Genomic DNA, 22583 nt, shown 5'->3' on the forward strand with positions numbered 1-22583 from the left:
TCTTCTCCAAGCTGAAGCACTTCCGCCGGGTCGCAACCCGCTACGATAAGCTCGCCGCGAACTTCCTCGCCATGGTCCAACTCGCCTCAATGAGGCTGTGGCTACGGGCTTATGAGTCTACGGCCTAGCCAGCCCTGCAGGCCGGTCCGCTTCATCGATCGCTCGCAACAGGTCGCCAAAGCAGGGAGTTTCATCGATCTTGTATGCCCGTTCGAATGTCGGCCCCAAGAGCGCAAGGTCCGTCAGCTTCAATGATCCGATGGCCACGATCGGCTCTTCCTCATCTTTCATGGCCTCAATCTCCATGCCTGGCATCAAGGCCGGCGGCAGACGCTTCGTGGCGGCGCACTATGAAGGGAGCAGCGGTTGCGGCCGAATTGAAACGGCGGGGGACTGCACGCCCACGACCATGATCGTGAACAGAATCAGTCCCTCTTCTGTCGTGACATCGAAGCGCACGTCACCATCCCAGACCATATCCGGGCGCTCTCGCAGCATCTCGCTGACAAACAGGACGGCCTGCCGACGAGCGTTCTCGGCACTTTCAAATTCGAGAGGATCGCCGCTCGGTCCTCCGGCGTCGTTCGCCGTGCGAAAATAATATTGTGACATACAGCCCCAATCGGTCTGGTTGCATTTTGATTGCCATCGATTGCCAGGCGAAATGAAAGCGAGCGTCGACGCTCGATCCTGGCGCTGAATGGTAGTGCCGTTAACGACCGAACCGCGACGGGCGATCTGGCTTAGCGAGGCCCCGCATGGGTGCGTGCCTTTGAGAACACGGCGACTGTACGCTTAACTCGCCAACGCACCTAGCGTTAGTTTTCCTAGTGGCGCTGCCGTGGCGGCCTGAGTGGAGGGCATTCGGAACCGAGACCCTCCCGTCGCATTTGGCGACAGGAGGGACTGGTTACGACGATCTACGGTGACACTTGCAATAACCACTAAACACTAAATGCGAGGCTTGGGCTTTGGCCCACGCTTCCGGGGTTTGAGGATGAGGCCGGTCCGCGCCTCCATATCCTCCATCCATTGGGCAGAGCCGACCGGGCGGCCGATGCTCTCCGCTTTGCGGAGGGCGGCATAGCCCATGGCCTGGTCGAAGGGCTCCCCCAGGAAGGCTGCAAAGTCACCGACGCGCTCCAGGGCCGGCGCAACGCACACGACATGATCGTCGACGCCATCGAGATGCGCGCGAACGCTCGACCAGCGCCATTGCTCGGCACTCGAGACAAGCCGCGCGCGCACCGGATTGAGCGCCACATAGCGCAGGGCATGGACAAGATGCGGCTCATCCATCGCGACCAAACTGAAACGCCCTGCCATAAATGACCGGTCACGCGCAGGCGGGCATTGATATAGCCGGTATAGTGACGATGGACATGGCGGAATGTGCGCCGCAACCCGTCCTCATCCGAGCGCACCGCGATCAGATGCACATGATTGGGCATCAGGCAATAGGACCAAGATCCCAACGCCCCACCGCCCCGCCGCATCGGCCAGGAGATCAAGGTAGAGCGCATAATCCCCATCTTCGAAGAGGGTCGGATCACGCCGATTGCCCCGCTGCGTCACGTGATGGAAGATGCCGGGAAGCACGATGCGCGGAGGGCGAGCCATCGCAGGAGATGGTCAGCAGATCGCACATCCGTCAACAATTTGGGGTTTTTGCACCTGTCACCGTAATATCAAGCAGAAGCAGCGACAATCATAACAGCTTCAACGCTTCGGCGTCGGCGATTGGACAAGCATGCACAGGCCGCTGTACCGGCTTGTCGTCTCGATCGTGGTCGTTGTCAGGTAACCAGCCTTTTTCGAGGATGATTTGGTGTCGATCCTCGCGTTCATGGCGTTACCCGAATAGGCGCCCTCAATATCCAAGTTCGTCGCGAAGCCGACCGCATCATCTCCGCAGGTCACGTTGAGCTTAAAACGCCCGCCACGGGCTTCGACACGATTGAAGGTGCATGCGCCGTCTACGGCAATTCCGGGCAGGATCAATCTGCCAGCCTTGTCGAGCCCTCTTCCGATACAGTCATCCGTATCGAACGGCATGCCGATCCTTTCGCGGAGCTTCGATCGCGCGGTCGACATGGCAGTGCTCCCCTTTTCAAGCGGAACAAGATCGGCGGCCGTGATCTGGAGCTTCGTGTGCCAGCCGCCAATTCTCAGTCCCATCACCCCGGCCAGATCCTCCTTGCGCGTCGAGACTTGGCCGGCAGCATCGGTTGACGCGATACCGGCGACCGCCAATCCAACACAAAACGCCAGATGCGCCCTCATTGTCGATCTTCCTATCCTATTCACCCTGAGGGCATAACCCTGCCGATCGTCCCATGATCCAGCGGAACACAGTCCCATAGGACCGAATCGCTTTTCCTACCCAAAGGCGACCCACGTGGAACCCACGACCGCACACAGCGCAATGGGTCTTCCGCAGGTCGGGGAGATTTTGCCTGTCCAATGCGCTTAAAGATGGTGGTGCCGCTTAGGTGACTCGAACACCTGACCCTCGCATTACGAAATCGTGTCAGAGATTTGTAAAAAGCGACGGTTTTCTAGTATTTTATAGCTGCTTGCACTGGCACTTTTGAACCGACCCACGCCTATCCCAAACTGCGCTGAAACCGTTCGTCGCACGCTTCCACGGGAAAGCACTTTGGCCCAGTGAAAATAAGGAATCCAACCTGCGCTATACCTGCAACGCGCCGTGATCGGGCGATGGGGGAGGTGCGCTTACTTACGAGAACGATCTCTACCGGGCTTCACGAGCATCCAAGGGTAGATGATTTCCCTTGGCATGCGCCCCCGGAACCGATGACCCGTATTTGTGATATGCCAAGCGCCGCCACGGTTTTTGCCATGGCCGGGAATACACATAATCTTGTTCACATTCTCCAGCGTGGGCCAAAGCGCCCAGATCAGAATGTGTTCGAGCTCTTCCGTGACGAGCTTGGTTCGCGCTGATGCGTTTACAATTCGTCCGAAATCGATGTGTCCAATGCTCAGAAAGGTCTTTCGTTTTTTGCTCCGCAGATATTCGGCGGAGGGATGGTTCTCGAAGCGGGATGCTAGGTTCTTCGTGATGCCGATGTACGCGATGGTTTCCCGATGATGCGCCGACTGATGGTCCCAGCTAATCGCATAGAGGTATCCGGGCTTCTGTTGCGCTCCGCTGATCGGCGCTATCTCGTTGCTAGGCCCCCACGGTTTAGGCTTTGACCAATCTATCTCGATTGGCCGGAAGGCGGGCTTGCAATCAAATTCGTTTGGCTCACCCCCTAAATCAGCAGGTTTGAATCCGTGTGGTGCTGCCATGGGTCATCCTCATTGAGTTTAACGAGATAAAAGCCGTCGCTTCTCCGCCTCGAACTCAGCCTCAGTCAGAACTCCCGTCTCCTTGAGCTTCGCCAGCTTCTGAAGCTCGTCGGCTACCGAAATTGGAGCGGCTGGAGGAGGAGGCGGAGCGGCTGAAGCAACCACGATTGGTTGGACGGCCTCAGCGATGTCAGCTCGGAAGGCGCGTTCCACGGGGATGGAAAGCATCTTGCCGCTGCGCTCAATACCAACCTCGTAGGTAGGCAGAGTTGCAGCCTTGGCGGTTGCATCCAGAAAGCTGTTTGGATCTTTGAAGCGCTTCTTGGCGACCTGAGTGATTAGGTCTCCAATCTGGATTCCAGCTCGCTCCGCAGGCGAGCCAGGTTCAATCTTCGTCACCCGAAGTGCCATGAACTTGCCCACGGTGGTGGTATCGAACGTCACTCCGATCGTTGCATGATTGGGAAAACGTGTCCCGACTGGTAGCTTGCCACCGGCTGCACCGAGGAAATTCAGAATGTTGTTGTGAAACTCTGGACCGGAGAAATCGGTGCGCTTCATCTGACCGAACGCCATCTGCAGCTCGATCCAGCCGGATGCCTGCACGCGGGATATTCCCCTCAAGTCAGCCACGTTGAACCGGAAGAAGCGGCGCGGCGGCGTCGAGTAACTGTTCCCCATAAGCACTTGGCCCAGGATGGACTCGCCCATCGACATCGGGGATTCGCAGACGACTTCGCTTGTTGTCGAGGAGATCACAGTCCAGCGGGCATCGATGCACTTGCTAGCAAGCTGACCCACCACGGCTGATGGCGGCTCGGCAAAATGCATTTCAGTCGCGCCTGACGGTGTGACTGCATAATATTCGTCTGCCAGCGCAGGCGTCGATACGAGGCCGCATAGCGCAGCTATCAACATCCTTATTGTCATCGCATTCAGCCCCCTCAATGACCTATCGATCTACTGATGATTTATCGCTGATCGCTTAACAGCCCCAGCCGCAGTGAAGAGCTGATCCGCCAGATATCGTTTCAACGTACATGCTGCCGCCGCAACTGTTATAGGTATCCGGAAGAGTAGCGTACTCTGGATCGAGAGGAGCAGAGAAGCCAAGCGCGGAGAGGCGTGTCTGAACGACTTCGGGCTTTTCCAGAAACGTGATTATTCGGCTGTAGCTACTGTCCGATTCCGGAGGAGAGTAACGGGCGGTCCCGATCCTGCTAAGTGCAAGTCCGTTCCATTTCGTTTCGGCAGGAAACCTGATTTCGGCATGCGCAGAAAGGACGCCATCGTTGTCAGTCGTCGAGCCAGCCTTGACGGGTAACCCGTTAGGAAAGGCATCCAACTTAACAGTAGCCCCGCTCGCGCCATTGTTCATGGCAGCATCAAGTTTATCGTAAACCGCGCTGAGAGTGCCACCGCTTATGCACTCGGAAGGCGATGCAAAAACCAGCGTATCGTCCAAATTGTACTCGACCACAGGCGAAGGGATCACCGGACGCTCAGGCTCGGTAAGCGTGGTATCGACGGCCTCCGGTTGGCTGCTTTCCTTCGAGCAGGCAGCAACAAGGCATATTGCAACGGCAAACGTCACCCCCCGGATACAGAGCCTTTTATTCATGGGCGTCCTGCGCGGGAGGGATTATGCTTGTCGTATGCACAAGGCGCAGGCTTCGCTCAATCTTGACGAACAGAAATATGAAAATGATCAGGACAAATGCTAGAAACGCCGCACCGGCACCGCCCAAGGTCAACCAGAACCGGGCATTTGCCTCAACTTCGCTGGCTGCTCGCGCGGAAACATTGGCCTCAAAACGATTTTTATGCCAATCCACCAACTGAGCCACCCGCTCTTCGCTTAAAGGTTTGCCTTTACTGATTTTAAGCTGGTTGGCGACATCGAGGACGCTCGTGGCGTACGTCAGCGAATGTCCAGGCATCTCGTCGGCAAAGCTCTGTAAGCCCTTCTCCCAATCTGTCAGCTTAGTCGTTGTGCGCTGGCCCAAATAGGTGTGGAGAATTTTTGCAGCCGCCTTCAGGTCCGGCAGGATGAATGCCTCTACGTCCTTCGGTGCATCGCTGACTGTTTCGGTGATCTTCTGCTCGGCGATAAACTCGGCGAGCGTCCCGCCATTGGGTTTGCTCGTCTCGGTCAGACCGCTCGAGCGAATTAATGGCGGGATAGCGCTAGCCAAGCCGAAGCCAGCAACCAACAGCGCAACCGTCGCTGCCACAAGAATGACGACGCGCAATATACCAAGGTAAACTTGTTCTAGTTTGGCAAGCATCCCCATCTCCCCCGATCGATCGCATGCTCCCCAACAGCGTGTCGCTATTGCAGGGTAGTCGGGGTTCATTGTTGCACAAGTGGCAAACCGCCAACGAACGGGTCCAAAATGGATGTGTTTATAAGCGATGCTCGGCAAAGGCCATAACCCTGCCGATGGCCCCATGATCCAGCGGGAAGCAGCCCCATAGGACCGAATCGCTTTTCCACCCAGAGACGACCCACGTGGAACCCACGACCGCACGCAGCGCAATGGGCCTCCCGCAGGTCGGGGAGATTTTGCCTGTCCAATGCGCTTAAAGATGGTGGTGCCGCTTAGGTGACTCGAACACCTGACCCTCGCATTACGAATGCGATGCTCTACCGGCTGAGCTAAAGCGGCCCACTGCAAATGCCCGCGCCGGTGCGTGGGCGGGGTGGCGCTTAGCAGCGCTTCGCGTGTTGCACAAGCGTCGATTGCCGCCGCCGGGCGCGATTTCGCGGTGGCGGGCTTAACCACTCCTCAACCATATGGGCGCATGAATGGCGGATGGGCGGCGTGCCCCGGAGCGCGGAATGGATAGCATGCGGGCAATCGACGAGCAGGATGTGTTCGACCGCGATCGTGCGGACGAAGGATCCGCCGACATGTCCGTCACGATCGGAACCGACGAGCGGCGCATGCATGTGCGCGCCTATAACCACTGGGCGTCGCTGCTCAATGGCCGCCCCTTTCCGCTGATTTCAGACCTCCAGCCCGCCGATCTCGAGGATTTCGGCCCGCACAGCGTGCTGCTGGATTTCACCGCCGATCCCGAAAATCCGTCGATCGCCTATCTCGGCCGCAAGCTGCAGGACGAATGTGGGTTCGATCAGACGATCAGCGTCGCCGACATTCCGAGTCGCTCGCTGCTGTCGCGGCTGACAGACCATTATCTCGAGATCATCGCCAACCGCGCGCCGATCGGCTTCGAGGCCGAGTTCGTCAATGTGCGCGGATCGAACACGCTCTATCGCGGCATCCTGATGCCCTATTCGTCCAGCGGCGAGGCGATCGACTTCATCTATGGCGTGATCAACTGGAAGGAAGTCGCGCGCACCGATCTGGAGGACGAACTGATCCTTGAGATGGATCAGGCGATCCGCACCACCCCGCGCACCGCGCCTGCGCCCGTCCCCGTCTGGGCCGACGGCCCCAGCGGCGAAACGATCGACGAAGAGGAAGACGCGGCGGACGAAGGCGCCGTCGCGCTTTCCGAGGATGACGGGCTGGCCGACTGGCTGGACGCGGCACGCGAAGGCGCCGTCGCCTTTCGCGGCGCCGACGCGCGCAGCCGCGCCGCGCTCTACCGCGCGCTCAGCCTCTGCTATGATTTCGCGCTGGTCGCCGAGCGCCGCGCCGAGGAATATGCCGAACTGCTCGAGGACGCGGGCGTGAGCGCGCAGGCGCGCGCGCCCATGACGCCGATCGTCAAGCTCGTCTTCGGCGTGAACTACGACAAGGGCCGCCTGACCGAATTCGCGGCGGCGCTCAGCCATGGCCGCCGGCTCGACCTGGGCGTCGGCGCGCTCCGCGCCTTCCTGGAAGGCGCCAAGGGCGGACTGAAGGCGATCGTGAAGGCCGAGCGCGCGCTGCGCACCCCGGCCAAACCCAGGATCGACCGCGCCGAGGCCGGCCGCGTCCGGCTGCGTGACGTCGCGCCCAAGGGCATCGTCACCATCGATACGGGCGACGCGGAGTTCGTACTGCTGATCGCCCGCCGCGTCGCCGACGGCACCGTCGGCGTGCTCGGCGCCGTCGAGGATGGCGACATGCTGGACCGCGCGATCCGCAAGGCGGCCAAAACCGATCTTTAAGAGCCTGTTCGGAAAATGCGTCGACGGCGCATTGCCGCAATATCCCAAACGGACTCAAAGCGCCTCCACGGGCTTGCGATCGCGTTCGTCCGATCCTTTTGTCGAAACCCGGCGAGTCAAGCCGGTTTTAGTCCGTTTCGGGTGCCCGTTATGGGTTGAGATCGCCGCCGCTTAGGCGCATAGACGCGTAATAATATTGCGCGGAACCACCGCGCACCTTGCAGGCGGAGTAACATGACGGACTCGATCGAAGTGCGACCCAGCGCGCTCGCGAAACCCTTTCACGCGCCCATCGCGGCGGCACTTGTCGACGGCGCATTGCCTGGGGAAATCCAGAATTTCGGAAAATCGGCGCGGGCGGCAGCGGCGGCATTCGTCGCGGAAACCGCATGGCAGCGCCGCCCCGAGACTCCCGCGATCGCGCTCGAGTCGATCGGTGCGGAAGAAGAAGGCGGGCTGCGCCGGATGCGGCTGGCGGTGATCAATCGCGACAAGCCGTTCCTGGTCGATTCGATCGCCGGTGCCATCGCCTCGTTCGGCCTCGCCATCGAACGGCTGCTCCACCCCGTCGTGCCCGTCGCGCGCGACAAGGACGGTCGCCTGGCCGCGATCGGCAAGAAGGCGGGCAAGGATGCCGCGCTTGAATCGCTCGTCTATGTCGAGATCGAGCGCGCCGACGCGAAGGATCGCCGCGCGCTCGTCGCCGCGATCCGCGAAACGCTGGGTGACGTGCGCGCCGCCGTGCGCGACTGGCCCAAGATGCAGGTCGCGCTGCGGAACGACGCGGAAGCGCTGGGCGATACCGAGGGCGCGGCGCTGCTGCGCTGGTTCCTCGACGGCAATTTCACCCAGCTCGGCCATCAGATCCGCCTGAACGACGGCACGATCGAATCGTCGCTCGGCATCGCGGATGCCGGCGGCGCGCCGATCCTGGCCGACGCCTCGCTCGAGCTTGCCCGCAAATGGCTGGCGACGAAAGGCAACACCGCCCCGCTCATCGTCAAGTCGAACCGGATTTCGTCGGTCCATCGCCGCGCGCCGCTCGACGTGCTGATCGCCCCCGTCGTGCGCGATCGCAAGACCGTGGGCCTTTCCATCCATAGCGGCCTGTGGACCAGCGCCGCGCTCGCCGCCGCCCCCGGCAAGGTGCCGGTGCTGCGCGAGGGGCTGGCGCATATCCAGGACAAATACGGGTTCAGCGCGACCGGCCATGCCGGCAAGGCGCTGGCGCATGCGCTGTCCGAATTGCCGCACGACCTGCTGATCAGCTTCACGCTCGACCAGCTCGAGGAAACCGCGCTCACCGCCATGTCGCTGGAGGATCGCCCGCGCCCGGCGCTGATGCTGCAGAAAAGCCCGCTCGGCCGCCATCTGTTCGCGCTGGTCTGGCTGCCGCGCGACGATGTGTCGACCGCGCGCCGCGTCGCGATCGGCGCGATGCTGGAGGAAGCCGCCAACGCCACGGTGCTGAGCTGGGCGATGGAGCTGGACGACGGCAATGTCGCGCTGATCCGTTACGCGCTCGACCTGCGCGACGGCGGCGCGATGCCCGACAGCGCCGCGCTCGACCGGCGGCTGGTGCAGATGGTGCGCGGCTGGCTGCCCGGCGTGGAGGCCGCGCTCGGCGAACTGGGCGAAGGGCAGCGCGCCGCCGCCCGCCTGGCGCTGCGCTATGCCAACGCCTTTCCCAACGGCTATCGCAACGCCTATGGGCCGGAAGAAGGCGCGCGCGACATCGCCCGGCTGGGCGCGCTCACCGATCCGGCCGATCGCGGCGCGCGGCTGTTCCGCCGCGACAGCGACGCCCCCAACCAGCTCCGCCTGAAGATCTATCATGCCGGCGGGCTGATCCCGCTGTCGGACGCGGTGCCCGCGCTCGAACATTTCGGCTTCCGCGTGCTGGAGGAGATCCCGACCGCGCTGGATGCGGGCAAGCTCGGCTATATCCACGATTTCCTGCTGGAAACGACCGCCGATCCCGACGACCTGCTCGCGCGCGCCGACGTGATCGAAGCGACGATCTCGGCGGTGCTCGACGGGCGCGCGGAGAATGATTCCTTCAACCAGCTCATCACCACCGTGGCGCTCGATCCGCGATCGGTGCTGCTGTTCCGCGCCTGGTTCCGCTATCTGCGCCAGACCGGTTTCGCTTACGGGCTGGACACGTTCGCCGCGGCGATCCGCCGCGCGCCCACCGTCGCCCGGCGGATCATCGAACTGTTCCACGCGCTGCACGATCCGGCGAACAAGGGGGACGCCGACGCGGCCGAAGCCGCGATCGACAGCGCGCTCGCCAAGGTGACCGCGATCGACGACGATCGCATCCTGCGCCGCATCCGCGCGCTGGTGGCGGCAACGCTGCGCACCAACGCCTTCTCGCCCGCCGCCGCCGAGGCGCTGGCGTTCAAGCTGGACAGCGCCGCCATTCCCGGCCTGCCCGCGCCGCGCCCCTGGCGCGAGATCTGGGTCTATTCGCCGCGCGTGGAGGGCATCCATCTGCGCGGCGGGCCGATCGCGCGCGGCGGCCTGCGCTGGTCCGACCGGCGCGACGATTTCCGCACCGAGATCCTGGGCCTGATGAAGGCGCAGCTCGTCAAGAACGCGGTGATCGTGCCGACGGGCGCCAAGGGCGGCTTCTATCCCAAGCAGCTTCCCAGCCCCGCCACCGATCGCGACGCCTGGCTCGCCGAGGGCACCGAAAGCTACCGCATCTTCATCCGATCGCTGCTGTCGGTCACCGACAATATCGTCGAGGATAAGGTGGTCCATCCGCAAAGCGTGGTCGTGCGCGACGGTGAGGATCCCTATTTCGTCGTCGCCGCCGACAAGGGCACGGCGACCTTCTCCGACGTCGCCAACGCCATCGCGCTCGATCGCAATTTCTGGCTGGGCGACGCCTTCGCGTCGGGCGGCAGCCAGGGTTACGATCACAAGGCGATGGGCATCACCGCGCGCGGCGCCTGGGTCTCGGTCCAGCGTCATTTCGCCGAAATGGGCATCGACGTGCAGAGCGATCCGGTGACGGTGGCGGGCTGCGGCGACATGTCCGGCGACGTGTTCGGCAACGGCATGCTGCTGTCGAAGTCGCTGAAGATCGTGGCGGCGTTCGACCATCGCCATATCTTCCTCGATCCCGATCCCGATCCGGCGGCGAGCTGGGCGGAGCGCGACCGCATGTTCAAGCTGCCGCGCTCGTCCTGGGCGGATTATGACGCCAAGCTGATCTCGAAGGGCGGCGGCGTCTTCCCCCGCACCCAGAAGGAGATCCCGCTCAGCAAGGAGATCCAGGCGGTACTGGGCATCAGCGCCAAGAAGATCGATCCCTCCTCGCTGATCTCCGCGATCCTGACCGCGCAGATCGACCTGTTCTGGTTCGGCGGCATCGGCACCTATGTGAAGTCGCGCGACGAGAGCAATGCCGAGGTCGGCGATCCGGCGAACGACGCGCACCGCGTCAATGGCGGCGACATGCGCTGCCGCGTCGTCGGCGAAGGCGCGAACCTGGGCGTCACCCAGGCGGGCCGCATCGAATTCTCCGAACGCGGCGGCCGCATCAACACCGACTTCATCGACAATTCGGCGGGCGTCGATTGTTCGGATAACGAGGTGAACATCAAGATCCCGCTCAACCGCGAGATGCGCGAAGGGCGGCTGTCGTTCGAGGATCGCAACACCTTCCTCGCCAGCATGACCGACGAGGTCGCCGGTCTGGTGCTGGAGGATAACCGCTTCCAGACGCTGGCGCTCTCGATCGCGGAACGCGGCGGCGCGGCGGTATTGCCGCAGCAGGTGCGCGTGCTCGAGATCCTCGAAAGCTCGGGCCGGATCGATCGCGAGGTCGAGGGGCTGGAAAGCTCGGACGATCTGCTGCGCCGCGCGCAGGACGATCGCGGCCTCACCCGGCCGGAGCTCGCCATCCTCCTGAGCCATGGCAAGCTGGCGTTGCAGCACGCGATCGAAAAGAGCGCGGTGCCGCAGGATCCGGCGCTGACGCCGCTGCTCCACCAGTCTTTCCCCAAGGCGATGCAGAAGCGCTTCGCCAAGGCGATCGACGCACACCGGCTGCGTTCGGAAATCATCGCGACCGAGATGGCGAACCGCTTCGTCAACCGCATGGGCCTCGTCGCGCCGTTCGAGCTCGCCGAGGAGGAAGGCGCGCCGCTTTCGCAGGTGGCGATGGCCTATTTCGCGGCGGACGCGATGTTCGGCCTGCAATCGCTGTGGGATGCGATCGAGGCCGCGCCGGTGAACGAGGTCGCCCGCCTCGAGCTGCTCGTGGCGGCGGCGGCGGCGGCGAGGCTGCATGTCAGCGACCTGCTGCGCGCGACACGGCAGGATTCGCTGGTCGGCGAAACCGCCGAGCGGCTTGGCCCCGGCATCGCCCGGCTCGATCGCCAGACCGACAAGCTGTTGCGCGCGGAGGCGAAGAGCCAGGCGAGCGCGCTACGCGCCCGGCTCGAAACGCTCGACGCGCCGGCGGCGATCGTCGATCGCATCGTGCGGCTGGACGAGCTCGACGGCGCGGTCGGCATCGCCGATTTCAGCCGCGCGCGCGGTTTCGACGAGATCGACGCGACCAAGGCCTATGTCCGGCTGGGCGAGGCGCTGGGGCTCGATTGGGCGAAGGCGGCCGCGCTGCGCTGCGCCACCGCCGATCCCTGGGAGAAGCTGCTCGCCGCCGGACTGGCGCGCGATTTCGAACAGTTGCGCATGGACTTCCTGACGCGCACCGAGGGCAATGATCCGCAGGCCGCGACCGAAGCGTGGCTGGAGGCGCAGACCGCGCGCATCGCGCAGTTCCGCGCGCTGATCGACCGCGCCCGGACAGCGCCCGCGCCGACCACGGCGATGCTGGCGCAGATCGCGAACCAGGCACGGATCCTGCTCGCGCGGTAACCTGCCTCTCCTTTGTCATTCCCGCGCATGCGGGAATCCAGTTTCTTCTTCCGGATACTTCACGGAAAAGCTGGATTCCCGCGTTCGCGGGAATGACAATGAGGGGAAAGCAGGCGTACAAGGCCCCACTCAGGCCTGAAGCCACTCCCGCAGCAGCGCGCTGGTCTCGGCGGGCGCTTCCAGTGCGGGCAGATGGCCGCATTTCTCGAAGACGTGCAGCCTGGCACCGGCAATGCCGGCATGGATTTCGCGTGACGCGGCGGGCGGCGTCAGCCTGTCGCCATCGCCCACGCCCACGATCGTCGGCACCGCGATGGTCGCGAGCGCCGGCCGGCTGTCCGGCCGGGTCAGGATCGCCTGCTGCTGGCGAAGAAAGGCGTCGCGGCCGACCCGCTGCGCCATCGCCGTCACCGCCTCGCCCACCGGCCCCTCGACATGGCTAGGATGGACGAGCTGCGGCAGCAGCCGCGCGGTGACGCCCATGAACTTGCCGATCCTGAGCGACTCCATCGCGCCGCGCCGTTCGGCCGCGCGCGCCGCATCGTCGGGCGCGGCGCTCGTCGCGAGCAGCGCGAGGCGGACCACCCGTTCAGGCGCCTGGCGCATGATCTCGAACGCGACATAGCCGCCCATCGAGAGCGCCACGAGCGAGAAGCGCGGCGGCGCCGCCGCCAGGGTTCGCGCGGCCATCGCCGCGACGCTGTCGTCGAGCGTGAGATCGGCGACCATCGGCGCCGCGATATCCGCCAGATCGTCGATCTGCGCCCGCCACAATGTGGCGTCGCACAACAGCCCCGGCAGGAACAGCACAGGCGTCAACATGATGACGGCCATGGCATGGCGGCCCCGATCTTGCGACACTTTTCGATATTGTAAATGCGAATCGTTCTCGATATGCGACTCGCATCATTCATTGCAGGAACGACGCGGCGCCGATGCCCGAACCGACGCCGACACGAACGCCGCCGAAGCGCAGCCGCAAGGCATTCTGGCTGAAGCAGCTTCACACCTGGCATTGGATGAGCTCGGCGATCAGCCTGATCGGCCTGTTGCTGTTCACGATCACCGGCTTCACGCTCAACCACGCGGCCGAAATCGAGGGCACCCCGGTGGTGACCGAAGGGAGCGGCCAGTTGCCCGCCCCGCTGCTCCCGCAGATCGCGCCCGACGACAAGCCGGACGCGAAGAAGCCGCTGCCGCCGGCGGTGGCCGAATGGGTGGGACAGGCATTCTCGGTCAAGTCGGGCGGCACCGCCGAATGGTCGGCCGACGAAATCTATCTGGCGCTTCCGCGCCCCGGCGGCGACGGCTGGGTCGCGATCGACCGCGCGACCGGCGCCGCGACCAGCGAGAAGACCGACCGGGGCTGGATCTCGTACCTCAACGATCTCCACAAGGGCCGCAATTCGGGCACCGCGTGGAAATGGTTCATCGACATTTTCGCCTTCGCCTGCCTCGTCTTCGCGCTGACCGGCCTGTTCCTGCTTCAGCTCCACGCCGCCAAGCGCCGGAGCACCTGGCCGCTCGTCGGCCTGGGCCTCGCCATTCCGACCGCGATCGCGGTCGCTTTCATCCACTAGGAGCCACGAACATGCAGCTTTCCCACCGCATCGTGCTGACCGGCGCCACGCTCGGCGTGGTCGGAGCGCTCGCCGCTCCCGCCGCCGCGCAGACCATGGACGTCACCGTCACCATCCCCCGGCTGACCGTGGCGGAATATCACCGCCCCTATGTGGCGATGTGGATCGAGCCCGCCGCCGGCGCCGCGCGCACCATCGCGGTCTGGTACGATTTCGACATGAAGAACAACGAGGGCACCAAATGGCTGCGCGACGTGCGCCAATGGTGGCGCGCCTCGGGGCGGACCATGCAGTTCCCCGCCGACGGGATCACCGGCGCGACGCGCGCGCCGGGCGCGCAGAAGATCAGCTTTACCGCCGGGCGCGGACCGCTCGGCACGCTGGCACCCGGCCAGTATACGCTGGTGGTGGAGGCCGCGCGCGAAGTGGGCGGCCGCGAACTGCTCCGCCTGCCCTTCGCCTGGCCGCCCAAGCCCGGCCAGACCGCCCGCGCCGCCGGCACCACCGAGCTCGGCGCCGTCACCGTCGCATTCCGTCGTTAAGCACAGTCATCGATCTGGGAGAATGACCATGAAGACCCGTATCGCACGCATTCTCGCCGGCGCGGCGCTCGCCGCCGCGCTCGTCTCTCCCGCCGCGGCGCATCGCCAGTGGATGATGCCCTCGGCCACCGTCCTTTCGGGTGACGATGTCTGGGTGACGGTCGACGCCGCCGTCTCCAACGACCTGTTCTATTTCGAGCATCAGCCGATGCGCACCAACAACGTCAAGGCCTGGGCGCCCGACGGCACCGAAGTGAAGATCGAGAACGCGTCCACCGCGCGCTATCGCAGCACCTTCGACGTGCACCTGCTGCAAAAGGGCACGTACAAGATCGCCTCGGTCAGCACATCCGTGATGGGCAGCTACACGCTCAACGGCAAGACCGAGCGGCTGCCGCGCGGCACCACCACGGAAAATCTGGCGCAGGCGATCCCGGCGGGCGCAACCAACGTCCAGACCGCCGAGAGCAGCAACCGCAACGAGATCTTCGTGACCGTGGGCGCGCCGACCGACACCGCGCTCAAGCCGACGGGCAAGGGCATCGAACTGGTGCCCGTCACCCATCCCAACGATCTGATCGCGGGCGAGGCGGCGACCTTCCAGTTCCTGCTCGACGGCAAGCCCGCCGCCAACCTGCCCGTCACCGTCATTCCCGGCGGCATCCGCTATCGCGACACGCTCAACCAGATCGACCTGAAGACCGGCGCGGACGGCAAGGTGACGATCACCTGGCCCGAACCCGGCATGTACTGGCTCAACGTCACCACCGGCGGCGGCCGGGGCGAAGGCCCGGGGGGACCGGGCGGCCCTGGCGCGGGTGAAGGCGGCCAGCCGTCGGCGCCCCCGGCCGCGCCCGCCGGCCCGCCGCAGCGCCGCGCGGGTTATGTGACGACGCTGGAAGTGCTCGCGCCCTGACCGGCCAGCCGCGGATCCTGATACCCCGCGCACTATCCCCGGCCGCGTTCGCCATGCGCGACGCGGCCGGATCCGTTGTGGCGCTGAGCGGCCTCACCATGGGCACAAGCTGGTCGGTGCGCGCGATCGCCCCGCCCGCGGGTATCGCGCATGACATCCAGGCTGTGCTCGACCGGATCGTCGCCCAGATGAGCAACTGGGAAGCAGGATCGGACATCAGCCGCTTCAACAGGGCGACACCGGGCGCCTGGCGCATGCTTCCGCCCGAATTCGCGACCGTGCTCGATGCGGCGCTTGGCGTCGCGCGCGCCAGCGACGGCGCGTTCGATCCCGCGATCGGCGCGCTGGTCGATCTGTGGGGCTTCGGCCCGGCCGGACGCGTTGCGCGACCACCCGACGACACGGCGGTGGCGGAAGCGCTCGACCAGGCCGGCCATCAGGCGATCGAGCTCGACATGCTCGGCCTGCGCGCTCGCCGCACCCGCCGCGCCGCGCTCGATTTTTCAGGCATCGCCAAGGGCTATGGCGTCGATCGTGTCGCGGACCTGCTGCGATCGCGCGGCGTGCGCCATTTCCTCGTGGAGGTCGGCGGCGAACTGTTCGGCGCGGGGCTGAAGCCCGACGGCCAGCCCTGGTGGATCGATCTGGAAGCGCCGCCCGGCGCGCCCTTCCCGCCCGTCCGCGTCGCACTGCACGAACTGGCGATCGCGACTTCGGGTGATTATCGCCGCTGGCACGAACATGCCGGCCGCCGTTACGCGCACAGCATCGATCCGGCGACGGGCCGCCCCTCCACCAACGGCGTGCGATCGGTGACGGTGCTCCACCCCAGTTGCATGCACGCCGATGCCTGGGCGACCGCACTCACCATCGCCGGCCCCGATGCCGGCCTGGCCATGGCCGAGGCGCAGGGCCTGCCCGCGCTGATCCAGAGCGACGCCGGAGAGGCGATGTCCGCGGCGATGCGGGAGATGCTGGACTGAGCCGCGCGGAAACGGGGCAGCGTCGCCCTTCCTGTCACCCCCGCGCACGCGGGGATCCAGCTTTTCCGTGAAGCATCGGAAAGAAGAAGAAGAAGCTGGATTGACCGACGGTCGACTACGTCTCCCGCGTGCGCGGGAATGACAAGAGTGGAAACGAGTCGCCCCCCAAAAAAGCGAACCCCCGGCAGGGAGGGACCGCCTGCCGGGGGAGCTTCGGGCATTGCTGCCCTCTCAAAGGGGGTAATGGCCGGCGACAGAGGGACAGAAGTCGCCGGCCACCCCCTTATCGGTCAGAAGCTGTAATAGAGGCTCAGCACCGCCGAACGGTCCTCGCCGGGGGTCGCCCAGCCATTGTTGCGGATGCTGGTGTAATATTTCTCGTTGGTGAAATTCTGGACGTTCAGCTGCGCGGTCAGCCCTTCCGTGATCGGATAGGAGATGAAGGCGCGATGCGTCAGGTAGCTGTCCGCCTTGTACAGCACCGTCGTCGGCGTCGTGCGGGCGTTGTTCAGGTAGAAGCTGCCCTGATAGGTCAGGCCGTATCCCACCTGCAGCCCGAACGGGAAGGTGTAGGTGGTGAACAGGCTGCCCGAATGCTTGGGCGTGTTGGTCAGCGGGTTGCCCGCCTGCGGATCGAAGGCCGCGCAGGTATAGGTGGTCCCGCCGATCACCTTGGTCGCGCCGGGATTGGCAAGGCATTCGTCGGTGATGCTCTGCTTCACCACGCTGTCCAGATAGGTGTAGTTGGCGAAGATCGACCATTCGCGCGTGATGTTGCCGGTGGCGCCCAGCGAGACGCCGTCCACGCGGTTGCGGCCGTCATTGACCGGCAGGCTGCCGACGAATGGATCGTTCGCGGTGACCCGGAAATTCTTGCGCTCGTTGCGGAACAGGGCGGCGGTGAGCTGGAGCTTGCGATCGAACAGGTCGATCTTGCCGCCGATCTCGTAGTTGACCGCCTGTTCGGGCGCCAGGCTGCACGGATCGACGTTCAGGTTGGTCGCCGCCGCCAGGCCGCAGCCCGACCGCACGCTTGTCGAGGTCGGGTTCTTCGAATTGCCATAGGCGATGTACAGGCTCGACGCGGGCGTCGGCTTGAAGACCAGGCCGACGCGGTACGAGAAGAGATTGTCGTTCGAACTCTGCACCACGCCGGTCAGGTAACGGCTGGTCTGGCCCGCAGGGATCGGCAGCGCGTCGGGCGTGATCGTGTCCGACCGGAAATCGCCCTTGTTGTTCTCGTAGCGAAGGCCGGCATTGAGCTCGATCTGATCGGTGATCTTGATCGCGTCGAAGATATAGACCGCCTTGTTGTTGGTCTCGCCATCCTGATGGCCGGTGCGGATCGCGTTGACCGGGCCGGTATAGATGCCGTTGGGATTCGCGATATTGATCGGATCGAGCGCGGGGTTGGGCGTGGCGCCGCCGGGGTTGCGCTGCACGTTGCCGTTGTTGAGCGTGTAATCCTCGACCAGGATCGATCCGCCGATCACCATGGTGTGCTCAAGCCCGCCGGTGCTGAAGTTCAGGCGCAGATCGAGCTGGTTGTAGAGCGTCTGGTTGACCGAGTTGCGATAGCCGCCGCGCGGGCCGCTGGGATAATAGACGCCCGGCAACTGGCCGGCGGCGCAGGCCGCGCCGGTGGGCAGCGTGCCGTTGGCGAGGCAATAGGTGCCCTGCGGCGGATCGACGACCAGATTCTGCGCGATCCGCTGCCAGCGGGAAAGGTTGCGGACCGACACCTTGTCGCTGAAGGCGTGATCGAAGATGATCGTCGCCTGATCGACCGTCTGATCCTGCGTGTCGAGATTCCTGTAGCCATAATAGCCGGAATCGGGAACGCCGGGCAGCGGACCATCGTACAGCGCGTTCTTGTAATAGGGCACGCCATATTGCGGCGTGTTCTCGTCCTCCTGATGGACATAGAGGAAGGTCAGCGAGGTCGGCCCGTCGATACCGAGCTTGACCGAAGGCGCGATGCCCCAGCGCTTGTACTTGTCGAAATCGCGGCCCGGCACGTCGTTGCGATGGAACATCGCGTTGACGCGCACCGCCGCCAGTTCGGACACGCGGACATTGCTGTCCACCGTCGCGCGGTAATAATCGTCGGTGCCGATGCCCGCCTGCAGGATCGTCAGGTCGTCGGCGCCCGGGCGCTTGGTGACCAGATTGACGGTGCCGCCGATCGAGCCCGATCCGCCATAGACCGAGTTGGCGCCGTTCACGACCTCGATCTGCTCGAGGTTGAAGGGATCGGTGCGGCTGTACTGCGCGCTGTCGCGCACGCCGTCGATCGTGATGTCGGTATTGGCGCTCTGGCCGCGCAGGTTGATGCTGTCGCCATAGCCGCCGCCGCCTTCGCCCGCGCCGAAGGTGATGCCGGGAACGGTGGCCAGCACGTCGCGCAGGGTCAGCAGGTTCTGCTTGCGGATCGTCTGGCTGCTGACGACGGTGATCGTCTGCGGCGTATCGAGCAGCGGCCGCACCTGCTTGGGCGATTCGAGTTCCGAATGGGGGTTGGTCGCGGTGACGATGATCGGTTTCGCCTCGGCCTCGCCTGCGTGCTGCTCGTCCGCCGGAACCGCGTCATCGGCCGCGAAAGCCGGCGAAGACAGCAATCCAACGCACGACAAGGCGAGAAAGGCTGGCGCTGCCGCCGATGTTTTCCTGGACACGATGAAACCCCCATTTGTTGTCTGGGGGCCTGCTATTGAGAGTCGTTCGCACTGTCAATGCTATTGCGAGACATTCTTACCTTTGTTGCGCCGGAAGCCGGTCGCGACGCGTCAGGCGGCGGCGCTATCCTCCACACCCTCGGCGCCGGACGCGCGGACCGAGCGATTGCGGCCGCGCCTTTTCGCTTCGAGAAGCGCCGCGTCGGCGCGATTGATCAAGCTGTTGGTCGGGCTGTCCTCGGGCGATGCGGCGACGCCGACCGAGATCGTGACCGCACCCAATATGCGCCCGCGATAGGCGAGCGGCGCGGACGCAACCGCGTCACGCAGGCGCTCGGCGGTGTCGAAGGCGCCCGGCGCCGCGATATCAGGCAGCAGGATCGAGAATTCCTCGCCGCCGAAGCGGTAGACGCTGCCATGCGCACCGACGATGTCGAGCATCACCTGCGCGACATGCTGCATCACCGCATCGCCGGCATCATGGCCGAACTCGTCGTTGAAGCGCTTGAAATGATCGATATCGATCATCAGGCACGACAGCGGCTCAGCCTTGCGATCGCGCGCGCGACGATTGAGCGTCTCGTCCAGACAGCGGCGATTGAACAGGCCGGTCAGCGCATCCTTGATCGCAAGGTTGGTCAGCCGCTCCCGCAACCGGAGATTGGCGAGCGCAAGCCCGATATTCTCCGCCATCAGTTCCAGATAGAGCCCGGTCGCCGCCGCCGTCTCCCCGTCCGCGGCTTCCTCGAAATAGAGCAGGCCGACGGTATCGCCCTGCGCGGTCAGCGGCACGCACAGGCTGGTCACGCCGCTTTCCCCGATATGCGGGCACGGCACGTCGTTGCGCGCGCGGTTGCTGACATGCGGCCGCCCCCGGCGCAGCCCCCAGCAGGCGGTGGAGGGAAAGGCGGTGACGGGTTGCGCCGGATCGAGCCAGGTGCCCACGCGCGACAGGCCGTTGCGGCTGTCGTTGAGCACATAGAGATGGCCGGGCAGGCCCGGAAAGATCTGCGGCGCGAAACAGGTGACGACCTCCGCCAGTTCGTCCTGGGATTCGCAGGCCTGCAGCCGGTGCATCATCTGCAGGATCAGATCCTTGGTCTCGCGATCGGCCCGCTGCGCGGCATCGAGCCGGTCGCGCTCCAGCCCGTTGTTCCGGAAGATCTGGATCGCCTTGTTCATGTCGCCGATTTCGTCGCGGCGGCGATCGGCGGGCACGTCGACGGCATAATCCTGATTGGCCAGCCGGTTGACGATGCCCGCCATCCGCGCGAGCGGCAGCACGACGCGGCGGCGCAGGACGAAATAAAGCACGGCCAGGAACAGCAGCGCGGTCAGCCCCAGCATCGTCTTCGCGACCAGGCTGAGCGCGTCGGCGGTCTTCTGCGCCTGCTGCACCATCATGTCCGATCGGGTGGATACCAGTTCGCGGAACCGCGCGATCGGATCGAGAACAGCCGCCTGCGCGCGCTCGTGATCGGGGCCGAACAGCAATGCCTGGGCGCCTTCGCGATCGCCGCCACGCATCTTCGCGATCGCCGATCGCTCCAGCGCGTCCAGTTCATCCAGATTGCGTTCGGCCTGATGCAACGCCGCGCCCTCCGCCGGCGTGAGCCCCAGCCGGCGAAGCCCGTCTATCGCGCGTTCCATCGCGGTGATCTGGTTCTCCTCCCGGCGAAAGGCCGCGAGATGACGCTCGGCACCGCCACGCATGACGAAAAGTCGCGCCTGATCCGACCGCACCTCCGATTCCAGCGCGAGCGCGTCGCCGAATTCCTCCAGCGCCAGCCTGTGCTCGATCGTCGCGCGCTCGTCATTCGCTGCCTTGGCGGACAGAAGGAAGGAGACGCTCGAAACGAGCGTCATCACGATGGTCAGGCCATAGGCCCAGTTGGTGATCGTGCTGATCCGCATGGCCCAAACCTAGCGGGGACGGATTAGAACATGATTAACCCGGAATATCGGCGGAGCGCAGCGTGTTCCGCCCGGCGCGTTTCGCCACGTACAAGGCCGCGTCGGCAGCGACGAACATCGCTTCCGCATCATAAACGAAGGGATCCGCGGCATATGCGATCCCTGCGGACGCGCTGAGGCTGGACGGTTCGCCGGAGCGCAGGATCGGCGCGGACAGCCGATCGAGTACGGAAGCGACCTGCATGTCGATCGCACGCCGCGACCGGCATGGCCGGCACAGCACCGCGAATTCGTCGCCGCCGATGCGCGCGACCATCAGCGCATCGGGAAAACCGGCGGCCAGCCTTTCCGCCACGGTTTCGAGGCACGCATCCCCCATGGCATGCCCGCCCGCATCGTTGATCTGTTTGAAACCGTCTATGTCGAACAGCACCAGCGCACCCAATGGCACCATGCCGGAATCCACCAGTTCCCCATCCAGGAAGCGCGCCTGGAAGACCGCGCGATTGACCAGGCCCGTCAATGCGTCATGTTCGGCCAGGCGGCGCAGCGCTTCCCAGCGCACGCGTTCGTCGGTGATGTCGCGCTTCAGCCCGTAAAGATGGGTGGGGCGGCCGGCGCTGCAAACGATATCGGCGGTCAGCCGCATCCAGCGATAGGCACCGTCGGCACGCCGGATCCGGGCATCGAGGCTGAAACCCCGCCGCCGCGCGATCGCCTCGGCACGCAGCCTCTCCATCGCGTCGCGCGAATCCTCGCAATACATCGCGACGGCGTCCGGCCGGGTGACCTGGGCATCCTCGGGAATGCCGAACAGCTCGAACACGCCGCGCGTCCAGGTCAGCGCCTCGGTGGACAGATCGCATTCCCAGGCACCGATGCCGGCACGCAAGGCGGCACGGGCGAGCAGGTCGTCCGATCCCGCCATGCCGGGTCTTGCCGGCAATGTATCGATCCTGTGTCGAGGCACGCTGTTCCCCGTGAGACTCGTCAGGGCTGGCGCCGCGCGGCGACGACCTTGACCGGGGCGGCGATCATCTGGCCTTTCATCAACCCCTCGCCGGCGGCTTCGGAGGTCGGTGCGTCCATGATGCGACGAACGACATCCATGCCCTCGACGACGCGGCCGAACACCGCAAAACCTTGGTTGTCGCCGGGTTTGGACGGATCGGCATCGAGCGACGACAGATTGCCGACGGAGATGAAGAAATCGGCCCTGGCGGTGCCGGGCGCATCGCGCGCCATCGAGATCGCTCCATCGACATGCGACAATCCGGTCTGGGTGGTCGGTTCGTGCTTGATCGGCGGCAACAGCTTCTTCATGTCCGCGCGGATCCCGGCCTGGATCAGCCCGAAGCCGTCGCCCAGCTTCATCGCGCGATAAAAACTGATGCCGTCGAAACGCTTCTGATCGACATAACGCAGGAAATTGGCGGTGGTGATCGGCGCCCGCTCCTTTTCCAGCTCGAGCACGATCGCCCCTTCACCGGTCTGGAAGATGACACGTACCGTCGCCGGTTTCGCCGCATCGGCGGCGACCGCCGGCGGAACCTGTGCGGCGGGCGGCTGGGCCGCAGCGGGTGAAACGGCGAGATAGAGCAGCGCCAATGGTACGAATCGTCTCAGCATCGGACGA

19 protein-coding genes, 1 tRNA gene and 1 pseudogene are annotated in these 22583 nt (G+C 64.6%); 7 read left to right on the forward strand and 14 right to left on the reverse strand.

Annotation, left to right across the window (positions count from 1 at the left end; genetic code table 11):
* Positions 1-128 (forward strand): annotated as a pseudogene (locus K7G82_RS15880) (IS5/IS1182 family transposase); the annotation flags it as partial.
* On the opposite strand, the gene K7G82_RS15885 reads toward K7G82_RS15880, so the two are convergent.
* The 9 genes from K7G82_RS15885 to K7G82_RS15925 all read right to left on the reverse strand — a co-directional run bounded on the left by K7G82_RS15885 (position 118) and on the right by K7G82_RS15925 (position 5987).
* Entirely contained in the window at positions 118-291 is a 174-nt protein-coding gene (locus K7G82_RS15885; protein WP_222990904.1) for a hypothetical protein, read from the reverse strand. The pseudogene K7G82_RS15880 and the gene K7G82_RS15885 sit on opposite strands and share 11 nt — an antisense overlap.
* Positions 292-348: 57 nt before the next feature.
* The gene (locus tag K7G82_RS15890) at positions 349-612 is read right to left on the reverse strand and encodes a DUF6894 family protein (protein WP_222990905.1); all 264 of its coding nucleotides are present in this window, start codon (positions 610-612) and stop codon (positions 349-351) included.
* A 339-nt stretch (positions 613-951) separates the two neighbouring features.
* The gene (locus K7G82_RS15895; protein WP_222990906.1) at positions 952-1308 is read right to left on the reverse strand and encodes a hypothetical protein; all 357 of its coding nucleotides are present in this window, start codon (positions 1306-1308) and stop codon (positions 952-954) included.
* Positions 1309-1719: 411 nt separating this feature from the next.
* Entirely contained in the window at positions 1720-2283 is a 564-nt protein-coding gene (locus tag K7G82_RS15900; RefSeq protein ID WP_222990907.1) for a DUF3617 family protein, read from the reverse strand.
* A 453-nt stretch (positions 2284-2736) separates the two neighbouring features.
* Positions 2737-3318: a hypothetical protein gene (locus K7G82_RS15905; protein WP_222990908.1), complete on the reverse strand. Its 582-nt coding sequence runs from the start codon at positions 3316-3318 to the stop codon at positions 2737-2739.
* 18 nt (positions 3319-3336) lie between these two features.
* Positions 3337-4236, reverse strand: coding sequence for a PDZ domain-containing protein (locus tag K7G82_RS15910; protein WP_246623616.1), 900 nt, complete (start codon positions 4234-4236; stop codon positions 3337-3339).
* Between the two features lie 67 nt (positions 4237-4303).
* Positions 4304-4939 carry a hypothetical protein gene (locus tag K7G82_RS15915; RefSeq protein WP_222990910.1) on the reverse strand — a complete coding sequence of 212 codons (636 nt, stop codon included), beginning with the start codon at positions 4937-4939 and terminating at the stop codon, positions 4304-4306.
* Positions 4932-5606, reverse strand: coding sequence for a hypothetical protein (locus K7G82_RS15920; RefSeq protein WP_222990911.1), 675 nt, complete (start codon positions 5604-5606; stop codon positions 4932-4934). Before K7G82_RS15920 ends, K7G82_RS15915 begins: the two co-directional genes overlap by 8 nt.
* A gap of 305 nt (positions 5607-5911) precedes the next feature.
* A tRNA-Thr gene (locus K7G82_RS15925) sits at positions 5912-5987 on the reverse strand.
* Between the two features lie 182 nt (positions 5988-6169).
* Between K7G82_RS15925 and K7G82_RS15930 the strand changes: the two genes are divergently transcribed.
* Together K7G82_RS15930 and K7G82_RS15935 are read left to right on the forward strand one after the other, a co-directional pair.
* Positions 6170-7441, forward strand: a complete 1272-nt coding sequence (locus tag K7G82_RS15930; protein WP_246623617.1) for a PAS domain-containing protein — start codon at positions 6170-6172, stop codon at positions 7439-7441.
* A gap of 234 nt (positions 7442-7675) precedes the next feature.
* Positions 7676-12337, forward strand: coding sequence for an NAD-glutamate dehydrogenase (locus K7G82_RS15935; RefSeq protein WP_222990913.1), 4662 nt, complete (start codon positions 7676-7678; stop codon positions 12335-12337).
* Positions 12338-12466: 129 nt separating this feature from the next.
* Here the strand turns inward: K7G82_RS15935 and K7G82_RS15940 are convergent, their stop codons facing one another.
* Positions 12467-13159: an alpha/beta fold hydrolase gene (locus tag K7G82_RS15940; RefSeq protein WP_222990914.1), complete on the reverse strand. Its 693-nt coding sequence runs from the start codon at positions 13157-13159 to the stop codon at positions 12467-12469.
* Positions 13160-13272: 113 nt separating this feature from the next.
* Between K7G82_RS15940 and K7G82_RS15945 the strand changes: the two genes are divergently transcribed.
* From K7G82_RS15945 to K7G82_RS15960, 4 genes are read left to right on the forward strand one after another with little or no spacing between them, the layout of a single operon-like run.
* Entirely contained in the window at positions 13273-13917 is a 645-nt protein-coding gene (locus K7G82_RS15945; protein ID WP_222990915.1) for a PepSY-associated TM helix domain-containing protein, read from the forward strand.
* 11 nt (positions 13918-13928) lie between these two features.
* Positions 13929-14459, forward strand: a complete 531-nt coding sequence (locus tag K7G82_RS15950) for a DUF2271 domain-containing protein (protein WP_222990916.1) — start codon at positions 13929-13931, stop codon at positions 14457-14459.
* Positions 14460-14487: 28 nt separating this feature from the next.
* Positions 14488-15375: a DUF4198 domain-containing protein gene (locus K7G82_RS15955; RefSeq protein ID WP_222990917.1), complete on the forward strand. Its 888-nt coding sequence runs from the start codon at positions 14488-14490 to the stop codon at positions 15373-15375.
* Positions 15376-15428: 53 nt separating this feature from the next.
* Positions 15429-16358 carry an FAD:protein FMN transferase gene (locus tag K7G82_RS15960; protein ID WP_246623618.1) on the forward strand — a complete coding sequence of 310 codons (930 nt, stop codon included), beginning with the start codon at positions 15429-15431 and terminating at the stop codon, positions 16356-16358.
* Between the two features lie 290 nt (positions 16359-16648).
* On the opposite strand, the gene K7G82_RS15965 is transcribed toward K7G82_RS15960, so the two are convergent.
* The 4 genes from K7G82_RS15965 to K7G82_RS15980 form a co-directional block, all read right to left on the reverse strand.
* Complete coding sequence (locus K7G82_RS15965) at positions 16649-19033, reverse strand: TonB-dependent receptor (protein ID WP_222990918.1); 2385 nt, start codon at positions 19031-19033, stop codon at positions 16649-16651.
* A 111-nt stretch (positions 19034-19144) separates the two neighbouring features.
* The gene (locus tag K7G82_RS15970; protein WP_222990919.1) at positions 19145-20947 is read right to left on the reverse strand and encodes a diguanylate cyclase; all 1803 of its coding nucleotides are present in this window, start codon (positions 20945-20947) and stop codon (positions 19145-19147) included.
* Positions 20948-20981: 34 nt separating this feature from the next.
* The gene (locus K7G82_RS15975; protein WP_222990920.1) at positions 20982-21893 is read right to left on the reverse strand and encodes a diguanylate cyclase domain-containing protein; all 912 of its coding nucleotides are present in this window, start codon (positions 21891-21893) and stop codon (positions 20982-20984) included.
* Positions 21894-21937: 44 nt separating this feature from the next.
* Positions 21938-22576 (reverse strand): peptidylprolyl isomerase, encoded by a 639-nt coding sequence (locus tag K7G82_RS15980; protein WP_222990921.1) that lies wholly within the window; start codon positions 22574-22576, stop codon positions 21938-21940.
* Between the last annotated feature and the right edge of the window lie 7 nt (positions 22577-22583).

Origin of the sequence: Sphingomonas colocasiae, assembly GCF_019880585.1 — a bacterium.
Lineage (GTDB): Bacteria > Pseudomonadota > Alphaproteobacteria > Sphingomonadales > Sphingomonadaceae > Sphingobium_A > Sphingobium_A colocasiae.